Below are 23,021 nucleotides of genomic sequence, written 5' to 3'. Positions count from 1 at the left end.
GTCCGCCGAAGGCGCGCAGTCATCGCCGTCCGCCGAAGGCGCGCAGTCATCGCCGTCCGCCGAAGGCGAGCCGGATGATGATTCCGAACACCAGGATGCCCGCGCCCACGAGCATCGAGATCACGCCGGTCCATTGCAGTTCGTGCGAGATGGTGTCGATGACGACGTCGGCAACTGGTTTGGCGTTGTTCTCTGACGACGCGATGTCGTTCTTCAGGTAGGTCCCGTAGAGATTCGCGCCCGCCCAGCACACCACACCCGCGATGACCGTCGCGATGCCCAGCCACGCGATCACGGTCCCGCGTCGCCTCGCCACAAGCAGCGCGATGACCGCAGCGATGATCCCCACGATCACCGACACCTTGGCGATCGTCGTGATCTGCTCCCCGGCTCGGTGATACGCGCCCGCGTGCAGGCCGGTGTCGCCGCTGGAGACGGGAATCGTGATCGGTCCGGAGACGCTGACACCGACACGCGCGTTCTCGAGCACGCGGTTGACCATCGACGTGATGTCGAGTTGCATCGGCGCGTTGGGATCCGATGCTTCGTCGAACAACCACTGATGTTGCTGCGTGGCGACGTCGGCGAAGTCGGCGGGGAACTGCGAACTGTTGGTATAAGCGTTGGCGAGTGGCCGCACCACTGCGTCGGCCCCCGAGATCGACGTCCGCGAGGCGATCTGCTCGGTGATCTCGCCCGCCAGGTAGTCCTTGACCGCCTGGTCGTGGCCGACCGGCTCGATCAGTGAGCTGAAGCCGGCGTCGTCGACGATTCGTTCGCTGATCCACACAGCGGGTACCGCAAGGATGATGGCCACGACCGCGACGATCGTCGCCAGACCGCTGAGGAAGGTTCGCACGGCTATGACGCTACCGCTCGAAGCTGACCTCTCGATGAGTGTTCCGTGGCCGTCACTCCCCGACCAGATCGCGGGCACGCCCGACGATCAGCGGATCCGGCCGGCCGACGATCTCTTCGTCTTTGCCCTCGTAGTCGAACAGTGACAGCACGTAGCGCATCGCATTGATGCGGGCACGCTTCTTGTCGTTGCTCTTCACGACGATCCACGGCGCATGGTCGGTGTCGGTGCGCTCGAACATGTTCTCCTTGGCCGCGGTGTATGCGTCCCACTTGTCCAGGGAGGCGAGATCCATCGGCGAGAGCTTCCACTGCCGCACGGGGTCGATCTGCCTGATCGCGAACCGGGTGCGCTGCTCGAGCGGCGTGACGGAGAACCAGAACTTCACCAGGCTGATGCCGTCGTCGACGAGCATCTTCTCGAACCCGGGGGCCTGTCGCATGAACTCGTCGTACTGCTCGTCTGTGCAGAATCCCATGACCCGCTCGACGCCGGCCCGGTTGTACCAGGACCGGTCGAAGAAGATGATCTCGCCGCCCGCGGGCAGGTGCTGCACGTACCGCTGGAAGTACCACTGTGTCGACTCGCGCTCGCTGGGCTTCTCCAGTGCGACGGTGTGCGCGCCGCGCGGGTTGAGGTGCTCGTTGAATCGTTTGATGGTGCCACCCTTGCCCGCAGCGTCGCGGCCCTCGAAGAGCCACAGGTGACGCTGGCCGGTCTGCTTGGACCACTTCTGCATCTTCAACAGTTCGATCTGCAGGCGACGCTTCGTGATCTCGTACTCACGGCGGCTCATGCGTTCGTCGTACGGATAGTCCTCGCGCCAGGTGTCGACGACGTTGCGCTCGGGAAGCGTGAGGAGGATCGGGTCGTCGTCATCATCGTCGTTCACCGTGAACTGCGTGGTGTCCTTGAGATCGACAAGCTGTTGAAGGGCTTCACGTCCGTTCAACTTGCTGAAATCGGGGCCGACGGCTTCGAGATCGTGTAACTCGGTCACTACCCAACGATATGCGTATCCGGCAAACGCTGCGTGGCAATGAGGTGAACTCGGCGTCGGCCAGAACGTGGGGTGGCTCCCAAAAAGCCGACTGCCGACGCTCCCTCGGGGCGTCGGCAGTCGGCTGTGCGCGTGAAGTTCAGTTACGCGTGTTCAGTCGAGGCACACGCTTCAGTTGCGCAGGCTGATCGACCCCGAACGCAGGCATGCCTTGCCGCTGCCCGAATCAGCTGCCGCCGCGAACCCACCGGTGCACGAGACACCCTGCTGCGTCGCGACCGCCTGGCCACCCCATCCACCGACAGCGACCGAGTTGCTCCCGCGACGCGCCTGCGCGATCGCCATCGAGCCGGGGCCGGTGGTCACCGAGTAGGCGTTGCCGCCGGAGTTGGCTCCGGCCAGCGCCGTCGATCCCGGCTGCAGATTGTGTGCGCGGGCGTGCCCTCCGCCGTCTGCGACTGCCACTGCGGTGCCGCTCGACGAGGCATCACTGGCACTGGCCGTGCTGCCTGCGCCCGCGCGTGCACCGCAACCGCTGGTGCCCGAAATGTGCTGCACCGAAGTGCCGTTGGCGGCATTACATTCTGTGGCCGCGTGCGCATCACCGCCGCCGAGCGTGAACCCGGCAACTAATCCCGCACCTCCGCAGACGACGGCGACGATACGGACGGCAAAAGTGTTGATACGCAATTTGTTTGGCCTCCAGAAGACGTTCGGGCGTCGCGCAGACGCGGACAGCCCCGTCAGCGTACCCCGCCACAGTCCTCACGAATACCGCGGAACCCACGTTCTCAGGTAACGGATAGGAAACGACGCCGGAACCCCCGAACGGGAGCTCCGGCGTTGTTGTCAGGAAGGACGAAAAGCTATGTGGCTCAAGCCTTTGCGCGACGCTCAGCCTCGGCGGTCAAGCCTTTGCGCGCGGTGTCGACGGCGACCTTCTGTCCCCTCTTCACGATGAGTCCGGGCAGTTTAATCTTGAGGTCGACCAGCAACTCGAATTCGACGTGCGTGCTATCACCGTTATCGGTCAACGTGTACTTGCCCTGCTGCTCCGAGAGCGTCGTCGACTTGATCAGCGTCCACTCGCAGGTGGTGTCGGTCCACGAGTAATTCACGGACTGGTCGTCGTTGATGCCTGCCGCGTTGACGGTCATCGAGACCTCGTCGGGCGTGCCGTCATCGTGGGTGCTGACGATTTGCGCTGCCTTGTGGGGGCCGGACCATTCCGGGAGTGACTCGACGTCCATCAGGACTTCCATCACCACCGATAACGGTGCGGCGATATCGAATTCGGTCTTTGCTGAGACGGCCATGATGAGCAACCTACCCTGTGCGTGTGATCGGGATGACGTCAATCCTCGCGGTCGACGAGATGGAGCGGCCATGCCTCGTCGGGGATGTCGCGCAGACCGCACGCGACATCGACAGCGGTGAACCAACCGCGGAAGTGGATGACCTCACCGATGACGGGATTGCGCACGGTGGCGTCGCAGCGAAAACGCTCGTGCTCGTCATCCCACCCCTCGATGTACTTCATCTGCGTGGCGAACATGCCCTTCATTCCGACCTTGGGTCCGCGACCGAGCCAGCGCATCGGCCCGCTCTCGAGAAGCAGTTCGCCTGCCCGCGTCACCGACGGCTCGATGGGCCACAGCAGATCGGGGCCGTCGCCGAAGTAGTCGACGAGTCCCGACCTGCCGTCGACCAGAAGTGAGTTGAGCGCGCGGTCGCCGTTGCCGTACGAGAAGGTGCGCAGCACGGCCAGCGATTCCCGGCCGAGCTCGTCGACGTAGCAGTACTGATTCTGGGTGAACGGCACCATTCGACTCGACCGTGCCGGAAAAGCGTTGCGCTTGGCGTAGAACCAGACGAGCGGGGGCGGCAGCGCCGACGATACGTAGACCGACTCGTAGATTCCGCTGCCGAGTTGGGCAACACCCGACGTCGAGTCGATCGAGTACCGCCACGCGACATTGGGGTGCAGGTTGTCGAAGTCGGAACCCAGCGCCTCCCGATACACCGGCGTCACGATTCCACCTCCCCTGGCCGTACCGACGGCAACCCCTGCCCCCGGACCTGTGGGAGAACCTACTATGTGGCGCACGACACCGTGTAGAGACCTCCGGCCCGAGTTCGGCGAGTGATGCCCGTGACGCTCGAGAGAGCGGGTGGTTTCAGGCCACGACCACCGCGGATTCGCATAACCGCGAGAGCTCACCGATCACCAGATCAAGAGGTTCGACGCTGCGCTGGGTCATCGACAGCCCGACAGCCCCCTCGATACCCGCGATGATCAGATTGGCCAGCGAGTCGGCGCGCGCGTCGTCGACTCCCTCGTAGACGAGGCGCGCCGCGATCTGGTGGCTCCAGCGTCGAAAGATCTCGTCGGCCTCGTCGGCCGTCGCCGGCTCGGCCCGCCGCGCGAGTCCGCCCGCGAGCACCGGGCAGCCGCGCTGGAAATCGGTGCTGACCAGCATCTTGCGCCAGACGTCGCCGATAGAGACCACGGCATCAGCGGCAGAACCGGCGTGGGTGTCAGCGATTCGCGACGAGATGAACTCGCCCGCATACCGTACGGCCTCGGTCATCAACTCCGACTTCCCGCCCGGGAAGTGGTGATAGATCGAACCGCGTGGCGCCTTGCTGGCCGCGAGAACGTCGCCGATGGACGTCCCCGGCACACCGTCTCGACCGATCAGGTCTGCCGCGTACACGATCATCCGGTCCCGCGGGCCGAGTTCGCCGTCATCGTGAGCCACTGTCACGCCACCTTTCTCAGAACTCGACTATGTAGGCCTTCATAGTTGATCGCTTCTATGCAAGGATACATAGTCATGAAGCAATCCACCTCAGATACAGCAGCACCGAGCGATCCGACAGCCATGTCAGGACTGCAGCTGCTTCGCGCCTGGGCCGACAATCCCGACGACGGACGCCCCAGCATCGGCCGACTACTCGGCATGCGCCCGGTCCGCGTAGACGAGGGTTCGGTCAGTTTTGCGGTCACCCCGCAACCCGACTTCGCCAATCCGCTCGGCACCGTCCACGGCGGTATCTGTGCGACGCTCCTCGACTCCGTGATGGGCTGCGCCATCCACACAACCCTTCCCGCGGGCGCCGGCTATACGACGCTGGAACTGAAGGTCAACTACATTCGCGCCGTGCAGACCGACGACGGCGAACTCACCGGCGTCGGCGAGATCATCCACGTCGGCGGGCGTACCGCCACCGCCGAGGGCAAGGTGTTCTCGTCCGACGGCAAGCTCGTCGCGCACGGCAGCACCACGTGCATCGTGTTCCGCTAGGGCGGCACCCGGTTTTGACACCAGCCGACCCGGCTCAGCCGTTGTGGATTGCCTCCACCGTCAATCGCTCAGATCGACGCTTGCGGTCAACGACGATCGAGCACACCGCGGCGCACGACATCGCGAGCGCGAACGGAACCGCACCCACGAACAAATCGAGGTCGGGGATGCACAACTCGACGTTCCCGCAGTAGTCCTTGAATTCCTTACCGCTGAACGTGCGAATCCCGTTGAGCGAGTATGCAAGGGCGCCCGCCCACACGATCGCGAAGGGTACCGTCGCCGCGGCGCTCCGACCAATGACACGCAGGACCACTGCATCTACGAACAGGACCGCCGCAGCTATTGCCGCCGCCATGTGGAAGTGCGCGGCCACACGGCCCGAACCCTCGATGGTGTATCGGTCCGCTGATGTCCAGTAATAGACCGCTAGCATCCACGGGATAGCAACGGTGGCTGCCACGTGCGCCACCCGCCACGCCCGACGCACTGCATGCCGATGCCCTCCGCTGCGGGGATTCACCGGTCGACACCACTGCGGCGCGCAGTGATCACGATCAGTCCGCGACGAGGTAGGTGTCGCGCAGCGTGGCGAGCGCGGCGTCGTCGAATCCAAGTCCGGTGAGGAAGTAACCCTCGATGTCGGAGAACTTCTGCCGTACCTCGTCGAACGCGCCGTCGAGGTAGGCGGGGTCGACGCCGAGGACCGGAAGTAGCACGTCCGGGTCGCCGCCCGCTGCCGCGAAGTCGTCGAAGATCGGCTTCAACGAGGGGATCAGGCGCTCGTTGGTGAGCAGATAGTCGTGATAGATGTCGTCCTTGTCGACGCCGAGCAGCGCCAGCAGCGACGCTGCCGCCCAGCCGGTGCGGTCTTTGCCTGTCGTGCAGTGGAACAGCGACGGACCGTCGTATTCGCCGAGGAGCCCCCGGAAGTAGCCGCGGTAGGAGCGCACAGCGCTCGGTAGCGAGACCATTCCGCGGTAGGTGGCCGCGATGGCTTCGGCGGCTTTACCGCCCGCGAGTTCACGTGAGGCCATCTTCACGGTCTCCGGGTCGGAGAAGAACCGCTGCAGATTTGCCGGTACCGCGGTCTCCGAATCGGCAAGGACGTCGAGGTGGATGTCGGCGACGTCGGGAAGCGCGGGATCGGGAAGTGCGGTCCGCTCAGCCGTCGACCGCAGGTCGTAGATCGTGCGGACACCGAGCTTCTCGAAGGACGGGAGATCGGCGGTGGCCATGGACCGGAAATCCGTCGAACGGTACAACCGATCGGATACAACGACCCTTCCATCGTGTCCTCGGTACCCACCGAGGTCGCGCAGGTTGGGCAGGCTGGAGACGGGGCTGGGCGCACCGGGCCCAGAAGACGGCTCAGAGGACATGGCACCGAGTCTTCCAGATGAATGGTCGCACTTCAGTGAGGGCCGGGCCCCGCGGGCGGATTCGGATTGGCGGGCACGAGATACGGGAATGTGTCGTTCGCGCGGCGCGACGGCGAGTCGACGTGGTCGCTGATGCGCGGACCCTTCGCCGCGTTGACGAGATACGTGTACAGGGTGTCCATGCAGTCGTCGTTGAGTGAGCGCCCGCCCATCGTCTCGTGCGGACGCCCATCGCGGACAGCGCGCTCGATCTCGAGAAAAGTGTTGTCGCCAAACGGCTTCCACGCGTCGACGATCATGAAGTCGGCAAGAAGCATCTCGGCGAGCGGGTGGTCGGGGCCGAGTGCAAACGCGCGGGCTAGTAAGGCAAGGCTAAGCATGATTAGATGGCGCGCATGGGAATTCTGCGCCGCCTTACTGCGATCGTCGCCTTCACCGCCGCCGCCGCCGGGGCTGCAGTGGCAGCGCCGACGACCACCGCGAATGCGGCAGCGCCCCGCGGGACGCTGCTCATCGTCCCCGGCCAGTCGTTCGGAGCCACTCCGTACACCCTGATGGCCGACGCGCTGCGCCGTGATGGCTACCGAGTGCGCGTCCTCGACCTCATGGGAACGCAACTCGTCTCCGACGCTCACGCCATCGGCAGGGCCGTCGATGCGGAGAAGGCGGCCAGGCCGTCGACGCCGGTGTCGCTCGTCGGACACAGCGTCGGTGGCGTGACGACGCGCTACTACGTGAAGAACCTCGGCGGCGCGTCGAAGGTGGCGAACGTAATCGCCGTCGGCACACCGGAATACGGCTCGCCGGGCGGATGCAACCAACCCGGCACAGACGGACAGTTGTGTCCGGGCAGTGCGTTCCTGCGCGATCTCAATGCAGGAGACGACACCCCCGGCCCCACCAAGTACTACCGCATCCGCAGTGCATACGAATGGGTGACCGGCGACCTCGACGGCGGTCAGTGCCGTGTCACGCCGTTGCCCGCATTCGTCGCGCCGACCGGCTACACCGAACACACCGCCGAGGCCGTCAATCCCGGAGTTTTCCGAGCTGTTTCGCGTGCAGCAGCCGGACATTGCGACGGACAGTTCGTCGATCAACCCGACGGCCAGTTGACCGCCAAGAACTCACTTCGACCACAGCGCTGAGCTGGTTCAACGCGGGCAATTGACCGTGTAATCCCAGGCAGTGCCGCTCTGGGCCCCTCGGTCGGATTACATCAGGTTTCAGCGCGCTCGGAGAGAACCCGACCGATGGCTTGGGCAAGCACCTCCGGCGGTTGCGCACCCGAGATCCCGTAGCGACCGTCGATCACGAAGAACGGCACACCACTGATCCCGTAGGCGCTCGCCTGGTCGAGATCGGCGTCGACGACGTTCGCGTACGTCCCTGTGCGCAAGGCATTTTCGACGTCGTCCCGGTCCAGGCCGATCTCGGCTGCGAGGTCGGTGAGTTCATTGACGTCGCCGAGGCGCTTGCCCTCGGTGAAGTGTGCGGCAAACAAACGCTCGGCCATATCAGCCTGCCGCCCAACGCTTTTGGCGTAATGCAGCAGCTCGTGGGCCTTGCGGGTGTTGGCGTGTCGGGCGATGTCGAAGTCGTAGTGCAGACCGGCATCGGCGGCGACCTGGGTGACGTGGGCAAACATCTGCCTGACCTGATCGGCAGGCATCCCCTTGCTCTGCACCAAGAAATCGATCTCGGGAGCGTCCGTCTCCGGCGGTGTGTCAGGCGCGAGTAGGTAGCTGTGGAAGTCCACAGAGACAGCGTTGGAGTCGACAGCGTTGGAGTCGACAGCGTTGGAATCTTGGAGGAGCACGAGCGCGGCGTCGAGGTTGCGCTTGCCGATATAGCACCACGGGCAGGCGATGTCCGACCACACGTCGATAGGTAAAGTACTCATGCTCTGTGCAACGCCGGGGCGGCGGTGCCACATTCCGCTACGCAATGCGTACCGCCGAATGTGTCGGGAACGTGTGACCCTGCAGGCCACACCGCCTCACGTCGCGTCGACGAATTCCGCGAGCGTTGCGTCCACCTTTTCCTGGACCGCCTTGATGCGATCCTCTATCGGCTTCGTCGAATCCAAGCCTTCTTTCGCCTTGGCGGCTACTTCGCCGATCAGTTTCGCCTGTTCGATGGAAACGATATGGAACTTATGCTTTTCGAACTTGTGGGCCACATTGCCCGCAAGCCCATTCTCGACCGCGAGACCTTTGACCAGATCCAACTTGGCGTCGCCAGAACCCTCGGTGAAGTCGAGGTCTTTCAAATCCACCCACACGACGTTCGGGCACGTGACGGACTCGAAGATGTAGCGGGGGTTGGTCAGGTCGATGACGACCTGCCACAGCGTCGTCGACGCATCCGGCTTGCCGGGTTCGGGAATCCGGTACGGCTGCGCAGCATTTCGGATAATGCTCGCCATGGCGGCCGTGGCCTGCACGCGTGACTTCGGCTCTGGTTGGTTGTGCACGTAGAAGGTGGCGCGAGCGAAACGGTCGGGAGCTGCGCATGTACCCGGAAGTGGTTGGTCGCCGCCGAGACCCTCATACTTCTTCACGAGTTCGAGTTGTTGGTCGTAGCTGGGCGAATTCGTCATCACCCAGTAGTCCTCGCTGTGATAGATGTCCAGCTTGCCGTCGATGTACTCGAAGATCGCCGAATCGCCCGACGCGTCATCGATCGCGAGGTGGATCGCAGGTTTGCTGCCACCGGTCGGATCCGTCATGTGGATCACCTGCGGGTTGTTTTCCTCTGCCCACCGGACGGCTTCTGCCACCGACGCGAAATTGTCGAGGAAGAACTGCAGCCAGATCGACATCGCGAGCTGAGGGCGGTCAGGGGCGGGGGCACCGTACTCGGATTCGGCAAGCCACAGAATGTGGCCCGCCAACCCCTTCTCGTTGACTCCGTCGGTCGAGAGGATGTCGTAGACGCCTGCGATCACACTGCCGTACTTCGACGTCCACTTCAGCTTTCCCTCGACGCGATCATTGCGCTCGACGCCGCGTGGGAGCTTCCAGAGATTGGTGTGGAGATCCTGATGGAAATCCATGTTGCAGCCGACGATCACAGAACCGTAGGCCTCTGGCCACATCACCCGTGTGCACACGCCGAATCCACTTCCGTTCGTTGTTGACAACACCGACAAGGCTTCCCCGCGACTCGCGAAATATCGCTTCGAGCATCCCACGGATCACCATGGGTCGCTTTCTTCACGGTAGCGGCGTCAATCGGCCGGGCGCGCGAGAAGTCTCAGAATCATTCCGCGGCGTCTCGAATTCACTCATACGCCGAAGGCCGGCCACCCTCTTGGGTGACCGGCCTTCGGTTGTGTTCGCTATGCAGCGGGTGGGATCAGAATCCCATTCCGCCCATCTCGTCGGCGCCGGGCATGGCCGGGGCCGGGTTCTTCTCGGGCTTGTCGGCGACGACGGCCTCGGTGGTGAGGAACAGAGCCGCGATCGACGCTGCGTTCTGCAGTGCCGAGCGGGTGACCTTGACCGGGTCGTTGATGCCTGCGGCGAGCAGGTCCTCGTAGGTGCCGGTGGCGGCGTTGAGGCCGGTGCCCAGCGGCGAGTTGAGGATCTTGTCGGCGACAACGCCAGGCTCGAGCCCTGCGTTGACGGCGATCTGCTTGGCCGGAGCCGACAGCGCGACGCGCACGATGTTGGTACCGGTCGCCTCGTCGCCCTCGAGGGTCAACGAGTCGATGGCAGGCTCGGACTGCAGCAGAGCAACGCCACCACCGGCGACGATGCCCTCTTCGACGGCAGCCTTCGCATTGCGGACGGCGTCCTCGATTCGGTGCTTGCGCTCCTTGAGCTCCACCTCGGTGGCCGCGCCCGCCTTGATGACTGCAACGCCGCCGGCCAGCTTGGCCAGGCGCTCCTGCAGCTTCTCACGGTCGTAGTCGGAGTCGCTGTTCTCGATCTCGGTGCGGATCTGCGACACGCGTCCGGCGATGGCGTCTGCGTCGCCCGCGCCGTCGACGATGGTGGTCTCGTCCTTGGTGACGACGACCTTGCGAGCCCGGCCGAGCTGCTCGAGCCCTGCGCTCTCCAGCGAGAGGCCGACCTCTTCGCTGATGACCTCGCCACCGGTGAGGATGGCGATGTCGGCGAGCATGGCCTTGCGGCGGTCACCGAAGCCGGGAGCCTTGACGGCAACAGACTTGAAGGTGCCGCGGATCTTGTTGACCACCAGGGTCGAGAGGGCTTCGCCCTCGACGTCCTCGGCGATGATCAGCAGCGGCTTGCCCGACTGGATGACCTTCTCGAGCAGCGGGAGCAGATCCTTGACGGTCGAGACCTTGCCCGAGACGAGCAGGATGTACGGGTCGTCGAGGACGGCTTCCTGGCGCTCGGGGTCGGTCACGAAGTAGCCCGAGATGTAGCCCTTGTCGAAGCGCATACCCTCGGTGAGTTCGAGCTGGAGTCCGAATGTGTTGGACTCCTCGACGGTGATGACGCCTTCCTTGCCGACCTTGTCCATCGCCTCAGCGATGAGCTCGCCGATCGAGGGGTCGCCTGCCGAGATACCAGCGGTTGCAGCGATCTGCTCCTTGGTCTCGACCTCCTTGGCGCTCTTCAGCAGCGACTCGGTGACGGCGTCGACGGCCTGCTCGATGCCGCGCTTGAGGCCCATCGGGTTGGCGCCTGCGGCCACGTTGCGCAGACCCTCGCGCACGAGTGCCTGAGCCAGAACGGTTGCGGTGGTGGTGCCGTCGCCAGCGACGTCGTCAGTCTTCTTGGCGACCTCCTTGACGAGCTCGGCACCGATCTTCTCGTAGGGGTCCTCGAGCTCGATCTCCTTGGCGATGGACACACCATCGTTGGTGATCGTGGGGGCGCCCCACTTCTTCTCCAGAACGACGTTGCGACCCTTGGGTCCCAACGTCACCTTGACTGCGTCGGCGAGGGTGTTGAGACCCCGCTCGAGGCCGCGACGGGCCTCTTCATCGAACGCGATTTGCTTGGCCATGGGTAAGTGATCCTCCGATAGGGGGTGACACTAGGTTTGTATGGCCGGACTCGGTGCCCGCGACGGACGACCGGTGTGTCATTCGGTACCGATCTCACCGTCCCGACCTAGCACTCACGATCCGTGAGTGCCAAGGTCCGTTTTAGCACTCGACCCGGGCGAGTGCAAGGTCGACGGTAAGCCAGCGCTCGAGGAGTGGTTCGCGGGATCGTTGCCGATCAGCAGCGGCACGAGCAGTTCGTCGGCAGTCCAGCCCCCATGGTGGCCGAGCATGCGCGACTCCCCCGGCTCGGCGGCCGGTCGGGTGAGCACCGTGCGGTCTTTCGCCACGACGACGAGGTCGCCGATGCGCGCAGCGGTGTGATCGGTGGCGCGGGGTCCGTACCAGTGTTCGGCGAGAACCTGTTCGCGTGGCGCGATGTGCACGTCGTCGCCCAGAAGATCGCGCCAGGTATCCGCGATGTCGTCGACGGCCCCGTCGATCGCGTAGACCTGCCGCACCCGCGCTTCGCCCGCTACTCGCGCGACGCCCGACGACAACGCGGGATCGGCGTCGAGGTCGATTGTCTTTCCCGCGCGCAGCATCCCGTGATCGCCCGTCACGACGAGCGAGGCATCGAATGGGAGGTCGGTGAGTATGTCGGCAACGAGGGAGTCGACGGTGCGCAGTGCGACGCACCAGGGGTCGGAGCCCGGACCGTGAATGTGACCGGCGGTGTCGAGGTCGGCGAGGTATGCGTAGACCACTCGCGGCCGGTGTGAGCGGGGCAGCGTCCGGGTCAGCGCGGTGGTGATGCCCGCGCGAATCTCGGCCGGGGCCTTGGCGGGCAGGTGCCTGCCTGCGGCACCGGAGGCGACGATGGTGAAGCCCGTGTCCTTGAACTCGCCGGGCATCACCTGAAATACGCGAACCCCCGACCGCTCGAGCGCCCCGATGACGCCCTCACCCGAACACAGCGTGGTGGGTGGATAGACGTCGTAGGCCGCCGGTCCGGCGGCGCTGTCGAGTGTCCAGCGCAGCATGTTCAGCGTGCGGGCCGGACCGTGACTGCGCGCCGCGTCGTCCGGCACGAAGCTGTAGCCGATGATCCCGTGCCCGCTTGCTGGTTCGCCGCGCATCAGGCTGGTGATCGACGTCGCCGTTGTCGACGGGAAGCCCGCGCGCAGCACGCCGCCACCCAGTCCGGTGAGTGTCGGTGCGAGGTGCGCGTGGGCGGCGAGCTGTCGTTCACCGAGGCCATCGACGAGCAGGAGCACCACCGACGCCGCGTCGAGTTCGGGAAGGCGGGTGCGCTCGCTCGCTCCCGGCTCATCACCGCTGACAGGGTCGACGCCGAGGCACCGCCCGATCCACGGCATGACGTCGGCGAGCGTGTAGGGGTACGCGCTCCACCGGCTCGGCGGCAGTTCGGTGAGCTCGCTTGTCCCCGTCACGATCTGAGCAACCGAACCAAGACCCCGGCGGCGTGGGCTTGCGCCGCGGTCTGTGCTCCCGCGGCATCGCCCGCTTCCAGCGCGCTGACGATTCGATGGTGCTCGGCCACCGCGAGACGTCGGTTCACGTCGTGCTGCCACATATCGGAGCGGTAGAGGTGCGACTGCGTGTCGAGTTTGAACAACGCGTCGCACAGCGGTTTGTTGCCCGACAAGGACCGCACCGCGGTGTGGAAGTCGAGGTCGAGCTGAGAGTCGCGGTGGTGATCTGCTGCTTCGGCGAGCAGGGACTCCTGGGTCCGCACCTGCTCCCACAGGTCGTCGATCTCGGCGTAGGTGACCCGTTCGACGGCCTGCCGAGCGGCCAGACCGTCGAGCACCTCGCGGACCTCGAAGACGTGGCGAAGACTCGCCTCGTCGAGCGCGGCCACCTTGGCGCCGACGCGCGGAGTGTATTCCGCAAGACCTTCGACGACGAGCTGTTGCACCGCCTCGCGGACCGGGCTGCGCGACACCTCTAGACGCGCGGCGAGGCCCGGCACGCTCAGTGGGGTGCCCGGGGCCATCTGACCGGCGAAGATCTCGTCGCGCAGTCGGCGCACCACTGACTGCGTCAGCAATGCGCCTTCACCGCCTCCAACTGTCACGGTCATCGAGCGTAACGCCCTACCGCGCCGCGCGCGCCGACGTCAGACGCTGCGCCTCCCGGTCGACGGCCTTCGGCGCCACCCCCTGCTTCATTCCGGCCAGTTTGGCGTTGATGTTGTCGGCGACGGTTATCGGCGGGTATCCGGGCTGGTCTGTGCGCGAGCAGCCGGGCAGTGTTTCGATGACGGCGTCGAAGTTGCCGTCGAAGAAGAAGGCCGCGGAACGTCGTCGGATGATCCTCCCGTCGACGACGGGAGGATCCACCCGATGGATGGTCGACATCCAGCGATCGTTGGTCCAGCGGGCCATCGCGTCGCCGAGGTTCACGATGAGCGCGCCGGGCTCGGGCTGTACGTCGTGCCAGGTGCCGTCCCTATCGAGCACCTGCAATCCCGGCACACGGTCGGCCCACAACACGGTGAGGATGCCGAAGTCGGTGTGGGCGCCCATTCCCGTCAACTCGCCCGCGAGTTCGATCTCACCTTCCGGCAGCGTGTAGTTGTTCATCTTCAACGCATCGATCGAGTGATCGGTGAGCGCGTCGAAGTATCCGTCCGGAAGTCCGAGTGCTTCGGTGAAGGCGTGCAACAGGATTCGCGAGACATCTCGCGCCTGTGCGAACCATTCCTCGACGGCCGGGCGGAAGCTCGCCACCGCGTCGTCGGGCCAGGTGTTGTCTGGATAGCTGGACTCGGGAAGATCTGTTGCGGCATACCAGGATTGCTCAGACCCGACTGTGAACGCCTCGTAGAAGTCGTTCATCTGGTTCGCCGCTGCCACACCGAGGCTCATGCTCAGCGACTCACTCTTGGGCGGACTGTAGCCACGGTTGGCACCCGGCCGCGTGTAGTTCTTCTTCACGTCGAGCGGGAGTGCATAGAACGCATCGAGGGCTTCGGTGAGACCGTCGACGACGCCCTGGGAGATCCCGTGTCCGACGATTTGCATGAATCCGACGGTGGCAGAGGCTTCGTCGAGTTGACGCGCAACCCGTGCTCGTTGTTCGGGCGTGCTCTGCGGGTCGGCGTAGGGCGAGATGTCGATGATGGGGACGGTGAACATGTCTGGGTTTCCTTCTTCGGGTGGCGATTGGCGGGCTACGAGTGGGCGGTCAGCGGCGGCGGGCGACGGCGGCGTTGAGCATGCTGAACACCGCGAAGACGGCGATGCCGAACAGTGACGCGAGCACGATGGCCGCGATGAGATCGTCGGACTGCAGACGCGCGCGGTAGACGTCGAGCAGCGTACCGATCCCCGGTTCGCCTTTCGCGAAGAACATGTCGCCGATGATCGCACCGACAACCACGAGCCCCGACGCCGTGCGGAATCCGGTCATCATCGCCGGAAGTGCTGCGGGGAACTCGAGTTTCAGCAACCGCTGGGTGCGCGAGGCCTTCGACAGCGTGAACAACTCGTGCATGCCACGGTCGACGGAGGTGAGTCCGAAGTGGGTGTTGGCGATGATCGGGAAGATGGCGATGATCACACACACTATGGTGCGGGCCACCATGCCGTACCCGAACCACAGACCGATCAACGGGACGATCGCGAGAACCGGGATCACCTGCAGCACAACGGCCCACGGGTAGATCGCCCGTTCCATCAGCGAGCCGCGACTCATCAGCACACCGATGGCGATGCCGATGACGGCGGCGAACAGGAAGCCGACGAGACTCACCTTCGCGGTCACCCAGAGTGCGTCGAGCATGGGGTTGACGTGGGCCTTGTCGAGCAGCGAGTTGGTCAACACCTCGTGCGGCGGCGGAAGAAGGAATCGCCGCTGCGGGGACAGGATCACCATGCTGACCAGGTACCAGAGTCCGATCGCCGCAGCGAGCGACACCGCGGGCGGTGCGACCATGCGCACTACCGTGCGCACTCGGGATCTCGCCGACGACGTTGCGCCACCACCCGGCGCGGCTCCTGACGGCGAGGTAGCCGGCGCCGCTGCGGCGACAGCGGTGCTCGACGTCGAATCATGAGTCATTGCAGTCGTTGTGATGGTCATCAGGCACCTCGGAGTGTTTCGGAGATCGCGGCGACGTACGACGTGAAAGCCGGGTCGAAGCGGATGTCGGGTTGACGGGGATAGGGCAGGTCGATGCGGATGTCGGCGGCGATCCGGCCCGGCCGGGCCGACATCACGATTACGCGGTTGGCGAGGAACACGGCCTCGGGCATCGAGTGTGTGATGAACAGCGCGGTGAATCCCCTATCGCCGTAGAGCCGCAACAGTTCTGCCTGCATGTCGAGGCGCGTCATCTCGTCGAGCGCGCCGAACGGCTCGTCGAGCAACATCACCTCTGGTTCCTTGGTGAGCATGCGCGCCAACGAGACTCGCATCTTCATGCCGCCCGAGAGCGTGCGCGGAAGCTGTTTCTCGAATCCGGCAAGGCCAACGGCGTCGATAGCCGCGGCGGCACGTGCCCGACGCTCCGAGCGTGGCTCGCGCGCGATCTCGGCACACAATTCGACGTTGGCCTGCACGGAACGCCACGGCAGCAATGTGGGCTCCTGGAAGATCACACCGACCGAATCGGTGGCCAGTGCGACGCTTCCGGTGGTCGGCGCCTCCAGACCCGCAGCCATGCGCAGGAGCGTCGATTTGCCGCAGCCGGAGGGGCCGACGATCGCGACGAAGTCGCCGCGGGCGATGTCGAGGTCCACGTCGGCGAGAGCGATTGTGCCGGAGTCGAACTGCTTCGATACGCCCGACGCCGAGATCATCACACCCTTGGTGAGATGCCTCGCGTCAGCGTCATTGACGGTGTCGATCAGGTTCATGGGTACATCCATCAGAGCCACGGCACATGAGAGCGCCTACATGTAAGAGTCGGACTTAATTCGCTTTCCGATTGTTGGTTACATGCATTGCGGGCGCGTGTCCTGACGTAAACAGTATGTGACAGAACCCCGGGACCTGACCCCGTCTACGCAGGTGAAGTGCCACCAAAGTGCATGTCAAACGCGATTTTTCGGCGCCAGATCCTCTCGACGGCGCTACATGCACCGGACTCGCGGGTTTCGCCGCGAGCCCCTACATTTACATGTAATCCACTCCAGGGACCGGCGTCGTCGGTCTCGTTCACCCTTCCGCAAGAGGAGCTCCACCGTGTCCACAGATTCGTCGTCTCACGTCACCTCGCGACGTCGCAGACTGTCAGTACGCGCAGCCGTCGTCGCGGCAACCGCCTCCGCGTGTGTCGCCGCGCTCGCCGGGTGCACCGACTCGTCGTCGACGTCGTCGGGTTCAGCGCAGTCGCTGCCGCCCGCACCCGCCGAGTACAACCTCGCATCCGTGTGCCCGAAAAACGTTGTGGTGCAACTGCAGTGGCAGCCGCAGTCGGATATGGCGGGCGTGATCGGACTGATGGGTCCCGGCTACACCGTCGACGCGAACCAGAAGTCGGCCACCGGCCCGCTCGCCTACGACGGCAAAGACACCGGCGTCGACATCACCCTGCGGGCGGGCGGCCCCGCGATCGGCTTCCAGTCGGTGCCCTCGGTGATGCACGCCGACGACAGCATCGACCTCGGGCTCGTCCACGGCGACCAGCTCGTCTCGGCTGCGGCGAAACAGCGGGTCGTCGCACTCACCCCGTTGCTGCAGTACAACCCGTCGATCCTGATGTGGGACCCCGAGAAGCACCCCGACTGGCGCACCATCGCCGACATCGGCAAGTCCGACGCGACCGTCGTCGTCTCGAAGGAGCAGGTCTTTCCGCAGTGGCTGGTGGCCAAGGGGCTACTGAAGCAGAGTCAGCTCGACACCGGATACGACGGCGCGCCTGCACGATTCGTCGGCGACCCGTCGATCGCGCAGCAGGGTTTCGTGAACTCCGAGCCCTACACCTACGAGCATGAGACACCGTCGTGGGACAAGCCCGTCGCCTATGCGATGGTCCGCGACGCCGGCTACGACGTCTACGCGTCGAACGTGAGTGTGCGGCCCGACAAGATGGAGAAGCTCTCGCCCTGCCTGGAGAAGCTGATCCCGATGATCCAGCAGACCGGCAAGAACTACGTGAACTCCCCCGATGCGATCAACAAGACCATCACCGATTGGGTCTCGCAGGACGTCTCGTTCAGTACGTACAGCGCGGGCGAGGCGTCGTACTCGGCCAAGATCCTCAAGGAGAAGGGCGTCATCGGCCCGGACGCCGCAGGCGTGTGGGGCGGCATCGACATGGCCAAGGCGCAGGAGTCGATCAATCAGCTGATCCCGGTGCTGAACAAGACCGGATCTGATCTACCCGCGCAGATCCCCGCGACCGACCTGTACTCGACCCGGTTCATCGACACGAAGATTCAGTAGGGCAGGGGTTCAGTAGGGCTGGGGTTCAGTAAGGTCGGGTTCAGTAGGGCGGCCCGGAAGTCATTCGGGGCACCGACACTCGGTGCCCCGAATGTCCGGACCGACCCACTATCCTCTGACCAATGGAATTCCTGCTGATCATCGTCATCGCTCTGTTGGCGATCATCGTCGTCGTGCTCGTCTTCAACGTCTTGACCAAACGCAAGCGCGAGCAGGCCGAGCGGGACGGGTTGTATTCGCGCACGTACCAGCCGCGCGACCCCTTCTCGAGCGCAGACGACGACGCCGTCCGCGGCGATCCTCGCCAGCTCAAGCCGGGCGACCTCGTCGAGATCCGCGGAGAGACGTTTGCGGTCCGTGGCACGCTGAAGCTCTCGCAGGACGGCTTCTCGTGGGCAGAGAACTTCCTCGACACCGGCCTCGGTCGGAAGGTCTGGATCTCGGTCGAGGACGATCCGGACCTCGAGGTGGTCCTCTGGCAGGAACTCAGCGGCGTGACCCTGACCCCCGGACCGGCATACGTCGACCTCGAAGGTCGGCGCTACACCAACGACGAGGCCGGTTCGGCGCAGTTCACGTCGTTCGGAACGACGGGCCTCGCCCAGGTCGGTCGGATGCGCTACCACGATTACGCTGCGGGTAACGACCGACTGTCCTTCGAGGACTACGGCAGTGGTTGGGAATGCGCACGCGGCGAGGTGCTCGCCCATTCGGAGTACCGCATCTATCCGTCGAATCCCGGCCCGGGGCAGCGGTGAGCCCGTTCACCGACCTCGACGTCGCGTTCTCCGACACTCGGGCCGGTCAGCTCGGTTTCTCGCTGACCGCGTCCCAGCGTGAGCCGCTCGCTACGGCAGATCACACCATCGGGTCGCTGACGTTCTCCATCCGGCTGCTCGGTGCCAGCCACCAGATCGTCATCACCGACGACGCGCACGAGCTGTGCGAGACGGTCGCCTGCCTCCCCGACATCACCACCGCACTGCCGGACAGCTTCCAGGCCGACGGCTACGTGTTCTCCTCGCGCGTCATCGAGTGCAGCTCCGATGCGATGGCCGAGATGCTCGAACAGATCGAGTCCGAGGTCGATGGACATGCGCGCGCCGGGCTGCCGGCGTTACTCGGACGATTCCCCGGCAACGAGCTCGCGGTGACTGCGGTGACCGCCGACATCGACGACGACGCGCTCATCTGGCGCACGTGGCACACGTATCCGCAGGCAGGCGAGGTGGTTCTGACGTCGAGCCGACTCGAGCGCGGGACGCTGGCGGTGCGCTCATGACGTATCCGCCGGGAGGCTTCTTGGGGCCGGGCGGCCCGAATGGCCCCGACCCCAACGGTCAACGACCACCCGGCTCCGGAAACACCGACCCTGCCCGACGGCTCCGTTTCGCTCGCAACTTCATCATCGCGTTGATTGTGCTGGTCGCGGCGGTAGTGCTCGGCTCGTACGCGGTCAGCGCGCTTCGAGGAGCCGCGACAGGGGACGCGCGCGCCTACGTGACGTCGCACTACCAGCGGGACAGTTCGCTCGACGAGTCCGACGTCGACGCGTACGTCGCCGATGGCGACCCGTCGACAGTGGCCGCGCAACTCACCTCCGCGCAGAATCCCACCGACCAACGCGCGGGCGACTCCGCGAGCGCGGGCAACGTCGCAGATACACAGTTTCTGCAGTACCCGGGCTACCTCATCGGCCTCTTCCCTTATGCCACAAACAAAACCAAGGTGATGGTCAGCCGCGACTACCGATCCGGGTACAACCACTATCACAGCTACGTCGGCGGCTATTGGGTCCCGACACCCGACTTCTCGGGATCGGGAAGCTCCAACCGCGGCGGTGGCAGTGGAACCGGAAAGTAAGGCGCACAAGCACAGAGCGGGATGCACGTTCTGCCCGCACACAGCAGTCCGATCAGAGCAAGCATGAGACACGGGAGTACACACATGATCTCGGCCCACGCGATCCTCACCAACACCTACTACGCCGCCGCCTACGCGGGTGTCGGGGTGTTGCTGATGCTGATCTCCTTCGCAGTCATCGACGCTCTGACGCCGGGCAACCTGCGTCATCAGCTGTGGATCGACCGGAACCGTAATGCGGGAATCCTCGTCGGCTCCAATCTGATTGCGGTCGCGATCATCGTCACCGCTGCGATTGCAGCGAGCGAGGGGCGTCTCGCCGTCGGGCTGACCTACACCGTCATCTACACACTGATCGGCCTCGCCGTCATGTGCGCGACGTTCTTCGTCATCGACCTGTTCACTCCCGGCAAGCTCGGTGAAATCGTCATCGGGGAAGAAAGCCATCCCGCGGTGTGGGTCCACGGCATCTCCCACGTCGGCATCGCCGTGATCGTCGCCGCCGCAATTCTGTGACGCTCTTGGCCGACGACGTCGCACCTCGATCACGACTCGCCCGCGTCGGGTTGCTCGCGGTCGTTTTCGTCTGCGCGGCATGCGGTCTCGTGTACGAGCTGGCGCTGGTCTCGCTCGGCTCGTACCTGATCGGCAACACCGCGACGCAGGCGTCGATCGTCCTGGCCGTCATGGTCTTCGCGATGGGCGTCGGCTCGCTGGCGGCCAAACCCCTGCAGCAGCAGGCGGTCACGGCGTTCGCAGCCATCGAACTCGCTCTGGCGCTACTCGGCGGATTGTCGGTTCTCGCGCTGTACGCGGCGTTCGCGTATCTGTCGCTCTACACCCAGGCGCTCGTGGTGGTCGCCTTTGTGTTGGGGCTGCTCATCGGCGCGGAGATCCCGCTGCTGATGGTCTTGTTGCAACGTATTCGCAAGCAGGAGGCGGGTTCTGCGGTCGCCGACCTGTTCGCCGCCGACTACATCGGAGCACTCATCGGCGGTCTGTGCTTCCCGTTCGTACTACTACCCGTGTTCGGACAGTTGCGCGGCGCTATCGTCGTCGGCCTCGTCAACGCCATCGCCGGCTGCTTCCTGGTCTTCGTGATGTTCCGGAAGTCGCTGACGCGCACCGGGTTCGCTGTGCTGAGCGTGGCCGCCGTCGCGGTGATCGCGGTATTGGTTGCCGCGCTGGTCTATGCCGACCGTTTCGAGGTGACCGCACGTCAGGCGATGTATCGAGACCCGATCGTCGCTGCACAACGCACGCAGTATCAGGACATCGTCATCACGGAGCGGCGCATCGGCTCCGATCGCGATACGCGGCTGTACCTGAACGGCGATCTGCAGTTCGCATCGAGCGACGAGTACCGCTATCACGAGGCCCTCGTCCATCCCGCGATGGCCGACGCGGTGGCCCGCATCAGTGAGAGCGGATCGACGTCGCCGTCGGTGCTCGTCCTCGGTGGTGGCGACGGCCTCGCCCTACGAGAAGTGTTGCGCTACCCCGATATTCGGCCAACCCTCGTCGAACTCGATCGCGCGATGATTCACCTGGCACGCACCGATCCCCGACTGCTCGGGTTGAACCGGAACTCCATGAACGATCCGCGTGCCACCATCGTCACCGCCGACGCCTTCACATGGTTGCGACAGCAGCACGAGCGGTACGACGTGATCATCGTCGACATGCCCGACGCAGACGAATCAGCAACGGCCAAGCTGTATTCGACCGAGTTCTACTCACTCGTGAAGGCCCACTCCGCACCGGGCGGGCGGATCGTCGTGCAGTCCGGCTCACCGTACTTCGCGCCGAAGTCGTACTGGTGCATCGGGTCGACGCTGCGTTCTGCCGGGCTCGCCGTGACGCCGTACCACGTCGACGTCCCGTCGTTCGGCGACTGGGGATTCTTTCTCGCCGATGAGGGCACGCCCCCGAAGCTCCACCTGCGCGCTCCGGGGCCGATGCGCTTCCTCAGCGAAGCCGAACTGTCTGCGGCCGCGGTGTTCCCACTCGACCGACAGCCACTCGAGATGCCACCGTCGACCCTCATGGACCCGCGGATCCTGCGCTACGCCCAGGGCGAGTGGGCCACCTACTGATCCGGGAGAACGGCTACCGCGGGTCGACGAAGATGTCGTACTCGATCGGGTCCTGCCCGCCGTAGATCGAGAAGTCGGTGACACCGTCCTCAGCCAGTACCTCGACGTCGAGGTAGCACCGGCCGGTCTGCGTGGAGTCCTTGGAGAGCACGGCGACAGCGGCGTCGGCCATGATCTGCGGCGATCGGGAGTGCGCGACGGCTTCGTCACCACCGAGCAGGTTGCGGACCGCGGCGGTTGCGATGGTCGATTCCGGCCACAGGCAGTTGCTCGCAACGGCGGCGTCGGCATATTCGGCGGCGAAACCCATTGCCGCAAGCGTCATTCCGTACTTGGCAAGCATGTAGCCGGGGTGCTTGCCGAGCCACGCTGCGCTCATGTTGAGCGGCGGCGACAGCGTGAGCACGTGCGCATTCGGCGACTTTCGCAGGTACGGAAGACACTTCTGGGTGAGCAGGAAGGTCCCTCGGACGTTGACCTGCTGCATGAGATCGAACCGGCTTATCGGCAGTTCTTCTGTCGGCGTCAGGTTCAACACGCTCGCGTTGTTGATGCAGATGTCGACGCCGCCGTAGGTATCGACCGCTGTCTGGACAGCACGCGCGACGTCGTCTTCATTGCGCACATCGCCGACAACGCCCGTCGCCTTGCCGCCCGCCGCCTCGATCTCCTCGACGGCCGTGTGGATGGTGCCGGGCAGCTTCGGGTGCGGTGCGTCGGTCTTGGCCAGCAGCACGATGTTGGCTCCTCGAGCGCCGAGCGCGGTCGCAATCGCAAGCCCGATCCCGCGGCTACCGCCTGAAATGACGGCGGTGCGTCCCTCGAATGTCCGATCGGATGTTGACGACGTTCCTGTGGCCACCGTGGCCCCTCTCCTGCGAGTCGATTCCGTGGCATCGTTTTGGCCAGCGCCGACTGCGCACCGCCATCGGTGCGCTGCCCACTACGAAATCAGTTGTGCGCCTGACTCAATCGGTCACATGAAGGTGCGGATGTGTGTCGGGGCGCTCTTGAGAGCAGAGTTGCACATCCACACCACGAGGTCAAGACCGAGCGATCGGTCGGGAGGTCGCAAGGGCCCAGTCGACGGTCTACAGCGCACAGTCGACGGTCCCGAGCGCACAGTCGAC

27 protein-coding genes are annotated in these 23,021 nt (G+C 64.8%); 9 read left to right on the top strand and 18 right to left on the bottom strand.

Annotated elements, in window-relative coordinates; genetic code table 11:
• Positions 1-46: 46 nt before the first annotated feature.
• The 6 genes from GOSPT_RS07800 to GOSPT_RS07775 form a co-directional block, all read right to left on the bottom strand.
• A complete protein-coding gene (locus GOSPT_RS07800) occupies positions 47-859 on the bottom strand; it encodes a hypothetical protein (protein WP_005204866.1) in 813 nt (270 codons plus the stop codon).
• Positions 860-911: 52 nt separating this feature from the next.
• Positions 912-1,859, bottom strand: coding sequence for a polyphosphate kinase 2 (gene ppk2, locus GOSPT_RS07795; RefSeq protein ID WP_005204864.1), 948 nt, complete (start codon positions 1,857-1,859; stop codon positions 912-914).
• Positions 1,860-2,030: 171 nt separating this feature from the next.
• Positions 2,031-2,549 (bottom strand): DUF6764 family protein, encoded by a 519-nt coding sequence (locus GOSPT_RS07790; RefSeq protein ID WP_005204861.1) that lies wholly within the window; start codon positions 2,547-2,549, stop codon positions 2,031-2,033.
• Positions 2,550-2,734: 185 nt separating this feature from the next.
• Positions 2,735-3,175 (bottom strand): SRPBCC family protein, encoded by a 441-nt coding sequence (locus GOSPT_RS07785; protein WP_005204858.1) that lies wholly within the window; start codon positions 3,173-3,175, stop codon positions 2,735-2,737.
• Positions 3,176-3,213: 38 nt separating this feature from the next.
• Positions 3,214-3,891, bottom strand: coding sequence for a DUF4166 domain-containing protein (locus tag GOSPT_RS07780; protein ID WP_005204855.1), 678 nt, complete (start codon positions 3,889-3,891; stop codon positions 3,214-3,216).
• 145 nt (positions 3,892-4,036) lie between these two features.
• The gene (locus GOSPT_RS07775; protein ID WP_082965575.1) at positions 4,037-4,582 is read right to left on the bottom strand and encodes a TetR/AcrR family transcriptional regulator; all 546 of its coding nucleotides are present in this window, start codon (positions 4,580-4,582) and stop codon (positions 4,037-4,039) included.
• Positions 4,583-4,678: 96 nt separating this feature from the next.
• Here GOSPT_RS07775 and GOSPT_RS07770 point away from each other — a divergent pair, with 96 nt between their 5' ends.
• The gene (locus tag GOSPT_RS07770) at positions 4,679-5,167 is read left to right on the top strand and encodes a PaaI family thioesterase (protein WP_039855164.1); all 489 of its coding nucleotides are present in this window, start codon (positions 4,679-4,681) and stop codon (positions 5,165-5,167) included.
• A 34-nt stretch (positions 5,168-5,201) separates the two neighbouring features.
• On the opposite strand, the gene GOSPT_RS07765 is transcribed toward GOSPT_RS07770, so the two are convergent.
• From GOSPT_RS07765 to GOSPT_RS07755, 3 genes are all read right to left on the bottom strand, one after another.
• On the bottom strand, positions 5,202-5,630 hold the full coding sequence (locus GOSPT_RS07765; RefSeq protein WP_231894726.1) for a hypothetical protein: 429 nt from the start codon (positions 5,628-5,630) through the stop codon (positions 5,202-5,204).
• 94 nt (positions 5,631-5,724) lie between these two features.
• Positions 5,725-6,549: a tyrosine-protein phosphatase gene (locus GOSPT_RS07760; protein ID WP_039855163.1), complete on the bottom strand. Its 825-nt coding sequence runs from the start codon at positions 6,547-6,549 to the stop codon at positions 5,725-5,727.
• Positions 6,550-6,581: 32 nt separating this feature from the next.
• A complete protein-coding gene (locus GOSPT_RS07755) occupies positions 6,582-6,929 on the bottom strand; it encodes a hypothetical protein (protein WP_005204846.1) in 348 nt (115 codons plus the stop codon).
• A 6-nt stretch (positions 6,930-6,935) separates the two neighbouring features.
• On the opposite strand from GOSPT_RS07755, the gene GOSPT_RS07750 reads away from it, so the two are divergent.
• Positions 6,936-7,697, top strand: coding sequence for an esterase/lipase family protein (locus tag GOSPT_RS07750; RefSeq protein WP_005204845.1), 762 nt, complete (start codon positions 6,936-6,938; stop codon positions 7,695-7,697).
• Between the two features lie 71 nt (positions 7,698-7,768).
• Here GOSPT_RS07750 and GOSPT_RS07745 read toward each other — a convergent pair whose 3' ends face one another.
• The 7 genes from GOSPT_RS07745 to GOSPT_RS07715 form a co-directional block, all read right to left on the bottom strand.
• On the bottom strand, positions 7,769-8,452 hold the full coding sequence (locus GOSPT_RS07745; RefSeq protein ID WP_005204844.1) for a DsbA family oxidoreductase: 684 nt from the start codon (positions 8,450-8,452) through the stop codon (positions 7,769-7,771).
• 96 nt (positions 8,453-8,548) lie between these two features.
• Positions 8,549-9,664 (bottom strand): linear amide C-N hydrolase, encoded by a 1,116-nt coding sequence (locus GOSPT_RS07740; protein ID WP_005204843.1) that lies wholly within the window; start codon positions 9,662-9,664, stop codon positions 8,549-8,551.
• Between the two features lie 245 nt (positions 9,665-9,909).
• Positions 9,910-11,535 carry a chaperonin GroEL gene (gene groL, locus GOSPT_RS07735; RefSeq protein ID WP_005204842.1) on the bottom strand — a complete coding sequence of 542 codons (1,626 nt, stop codon included), beginning with the start codon at positions 11,533-11,535 and terminating at the stop codon, positions 9,910-9,912.
• A gap of 114 nt (positions 11,536-11,649) precedes the next feature.
• Complete coding sequence (locus tag GOSPT_RS07730) at positions 11,650-12,969, bottom strand: alkaline phosphatase family protein (protein ID WP_005204841.1); 1,320 nt, start codon at positions 12,967-12,969, stop codon at positions 11,650-11,652.
• Entirely contained in the window at positions 12,966-13,622 is a 657-nt protein-coding gene (locus GOSPT_RS07725) for a GntR family transcriptional regulator (RefSeq protein ID WP_039855160.1), read from the bottom strand. Before GOSPT_RS07725 ends, GOSPT_RS07730 begins: the two co-directional genes overlap by 4 nt.
• 13 nt (positions 13,623-13,635) lie before the next feature.
• Positions 13,636-14,679, bottom strand: a complete 1,044-nt coding sequence (locus GOSPT_RS07720; RefSeq protein WP_005204838.1) for an isopenicillin N synthase family dioxygenase — start codon at positions 14,677-14,679, stop codon at positions 13,636-13,638.
• 49 nt (positions 14,680-14,728) lie between these two features.
• Positions 14,729-15,478 carry an ABC transporter permease gene (locus tag GOSPT_RS07715; RefSeq protein ID WP_005204836.1) on the bottom strand — a complete coding sequence of 250 codons (750 nt, stop codon included), beginning with the start codon at positions 15,476-15,478 and terminating at the stop codon, positions 14,729-14,731.
• On the opposite strand from GOSPT_RS07715, the gene GOSPT_RS24735 reads away from it, so the two are divergent.
• Positions 15,477-15,599 carry a hypothetical protein gene (locus GOSPT_RS24735; RefSeq protein WP_267626083.1) on the top strand — a complete coding sequence of 41 codons (123 nt, stop codon included), beginning with the start codon at positions 15,477-15,479 and terminating at the stop codon, positions 15,597-15,599. The two genes, GOSPT_RS07715 and GOSPT_RS24735, sit on opposite strands and share 2 nt — an antisense overlap.
• 25 nt (positions 15,600-15,624) lie before the next feature.
• Here the strand turns inward: GOSPT_RS24735 and GOSPT_RS07710 are convergent, their stop codons facing one another.
• Positions 15,625-16,401: an ABC transporter ATP-binding protein gene (locus GOSPT_RS07710; RefSeq protein WP_005204835.1), complete on the bottom strand. Its 777-nt coding sequence runs from the start codon at positions 16,399-16,401 to the stop codon at positions 15,625-15,627.
• Between the two features lie 328 nt (positions 16,402-16,729).
• On the opposite strand from GOSPT_RS07710, the gene GOSPT_RS07705 reads away from it, so the two are divergent.
• From GOSPT_RS07705 to GOSPT_RS07680, 6 genes are all read left to right on the top strand, one after another.
• Complete coding sequence (locus tag GOSPT_RS07705) at positions 16,730-17,932, top strand: hypothetical protein (protein WP_005204833.1); 1,203 nt, start codon at positions 16,730-16,732, stop codon at positions 17,930-17,932.
• 122 nt (positions 17,933-18,054) lie between these two features.
• On the top strand, positions 18,055-18,690 hold the full coding sequence (locus GOSPT_RS07700; protein WP_005204831.1) for a DUF4178 domain-containing protein: 636 nt from the start codon (positions 18,055-18,057) through the stop codon (positions 18,688-18,690).
• Positions 18,687-19,214 (top strand): DUF2617 family protein, encoded by a 528-nt coding sequence (locus tag GOSPT_RS07695; RefSeq protein WP_005204829.1) that lies wholly within the window; start codon positions 18,687-18,689, stop codon positions 19,212-19,214. Before GOSPT_RS07700 ends, GOSPT_RS07695 begins: the two co-directional genes overlap by 4 nt.
• Positions 19,211-19,795, top strand: a complete 585-nt coding sequence (locus GOSPT_RS07690; protein WP_005204827.1) for a DUF4247 domain-containing protein — start codon at positions 19,211-19,213, stop codon at positions 19,793-19,795. The genes GOSPT_RS07695 and GOSPT_RS07690 overlap by 4 nt, the downstream gene beginning before the upstream one ends.
• 84 nt (positions 19,796-19,879) lie before the next feature.
• Positions 19,880-20,311 carry a DUF350 domain-containing protein gene (locus GOSPT_RS07685; protein ID WP_005204825.1) on the top strand — a complete coding sequence of 144 codons (432 nt, stop codon included), beginning with the start codon at positions 19,880-19,882 and terminating at the stop codon, positions 20,309-20,311.
• Positions 20,308-21,891 (top strand): polyamine aminopropyltransferase, encoded by a 1,584-nt coding sequence (locus GOSPT_RS07680; protein ID WP_005204823.1) that lies wholly within the window; start codon positions 20,308-20,310, stop codon positions 21,889-21,891. Before GOSPT_RS07685 ends, GOSPT_RS07680 begins: the two co-directional genes overlap by 4 nt.
• Positions 21,892-21,904: 13 nt before the next feature.
• Here the strand turns inward: GOSPT_RS07680 and GOSPT_RS07675 are convergent, their stop codons facing one another.
• Positions 21,905-22,753, bottom strand: coding sequence for an SDR family oxidoreductase (locus GOSPT_RS07675; protein WP_039855156.1), 849 nt, complete (start codon positions 22,751-22,753; stop codon positions 21,905-21,907).
• Positions 22,754-23,021: the final 268 nt, after the last annotated feature.

It is taken from the genome of Gordonia sputi NBRC 100414 (assembly GCF_000248055.1).
Taxonomy (GTDB): Bacteria; Actinomycetota; Actinomycetes; order Mycobacteriales; family Mycobacteriaceae; genus Gordonia; species Gordonia sputi.
The sequence above is the reverse complement of the archived record's forward strand: the minus strand, read 5'-3'. Positions and strand labels throughout refer to the sequence as shown.

Bases quoted from the DNA above. Each gene is read 5' to 3' on its own strand.
- GOSPT_RS07750 (WP_005204845.1), top strand. From the start codon at position 6,936: ATGGCGCGCATGGGAATTCTGCGCCGCCTTACTGCGATCGTCGCCTTC.
- GOSPT_RS07700 (WP_005204831.1), top strand. From the start codon at position 18,055: ATGGAATTCCTGCTGATCATCGTCATCGCTCTGTTGGCGATCATCGTC.
- GOSPT_RS07770 (WP_039855164.1), top strand. From the start codon at position 4,679: ATGCAAGGATACATAGTCATGAAGCAATCCACCTCAGATACAGCAGCA.
- GOSPT_RS07745 (WP_005204844.1), bottom strand. From the start codon at position 8,452: ATGAGTACTTTACCTATCGACGTGTGGTCGGACATCGCCTGCCCGTGG.
- GOSPT_RS07690 (WP_005204827.1), top strand. From the start codon at position 19,211: ATGACGTATCCGCCGGGAGGCTTCTTGGGGCCGGGCGGCCCGAATGGC.
- GOSPT_RS07755 (WP_005204846.1), bottom strand. From the start codon at position 6,929: ATGCTTAGCCTTGCCTTACTAGCCCGCGCGTTTGCACTCGGCCCCGAC.
- GOSPT_RS07710 (WP_005204835.1), bottom strand. From the start codon at position 16,401: ATGAACCTGATCGACACCGTCAATGACGCTGACGCGAGGCATCTCACC.
- GOSPT_RS07715 (WP_005204836.1), bottom strand. From the start codon at position 15,478: ATGGTCGCACCGCCCGCGGTGTCGCTCGCTGCGGCGATCGGACTCTGG.
- GOSPT_RS07725 (WP_039855160.1), bottom strand. From the start codon at position 13,622: ATGACCGTGACAGTTGGAGGCGGTGAAGGCGCATTGCTGACGCAGTCA.
- GOSPT_RS07785 (WP_005204858.1), bottom strand. From the start codon at position 3,175: ATGGCCGTCTCAGCAAAGACCGAATTCGATATCGCCGCACCGTTATCG.
- groL (WP_005204842.1), bottom strand. From the start codon at position 11,535: ATGGCCAAGCAAATCGCGTTCGATGAAGAGGCCCGTCGCGGCCTCGAG.
- GOSPT_RS07775 (WP_082965575.1), bottom strand. From the start codon at position 4,582: ATGATCGTGTACGCGGCAGACCTGATCGGTCGAGACGGTGTGCCGGGG.
- GOSPT_RS07760 (WP_039855163.1), bottom strand. From the start codon at position 6,549: ATGTCCTCTGAGCCGTCTTCTGGGCCCGGTGCGCCCAGCCCCGTCTCC.
- GOSPT_RS24735 (WP_267626083.1), top strand. From the start codon at position 15,477: ATGCGCACTACCGTGCGCACTCGGGATCTCGCCGACGACGTTGCGCCA.
- GOSPT_RS07685 (WP_005204825.1), top strand. From the start codon at position 19,880: ATGATCTCGGCCCACGCGATCCTCACCAACACCTACTACGCCGCCGCC.
- GOSPT_RS07720 (WP_005204838.1), bottom strand. From the start codon at position 14,679: ATGTTCACCGTCCCCATCATCGACATCTCGCCCTACGCCGACCCGCAG.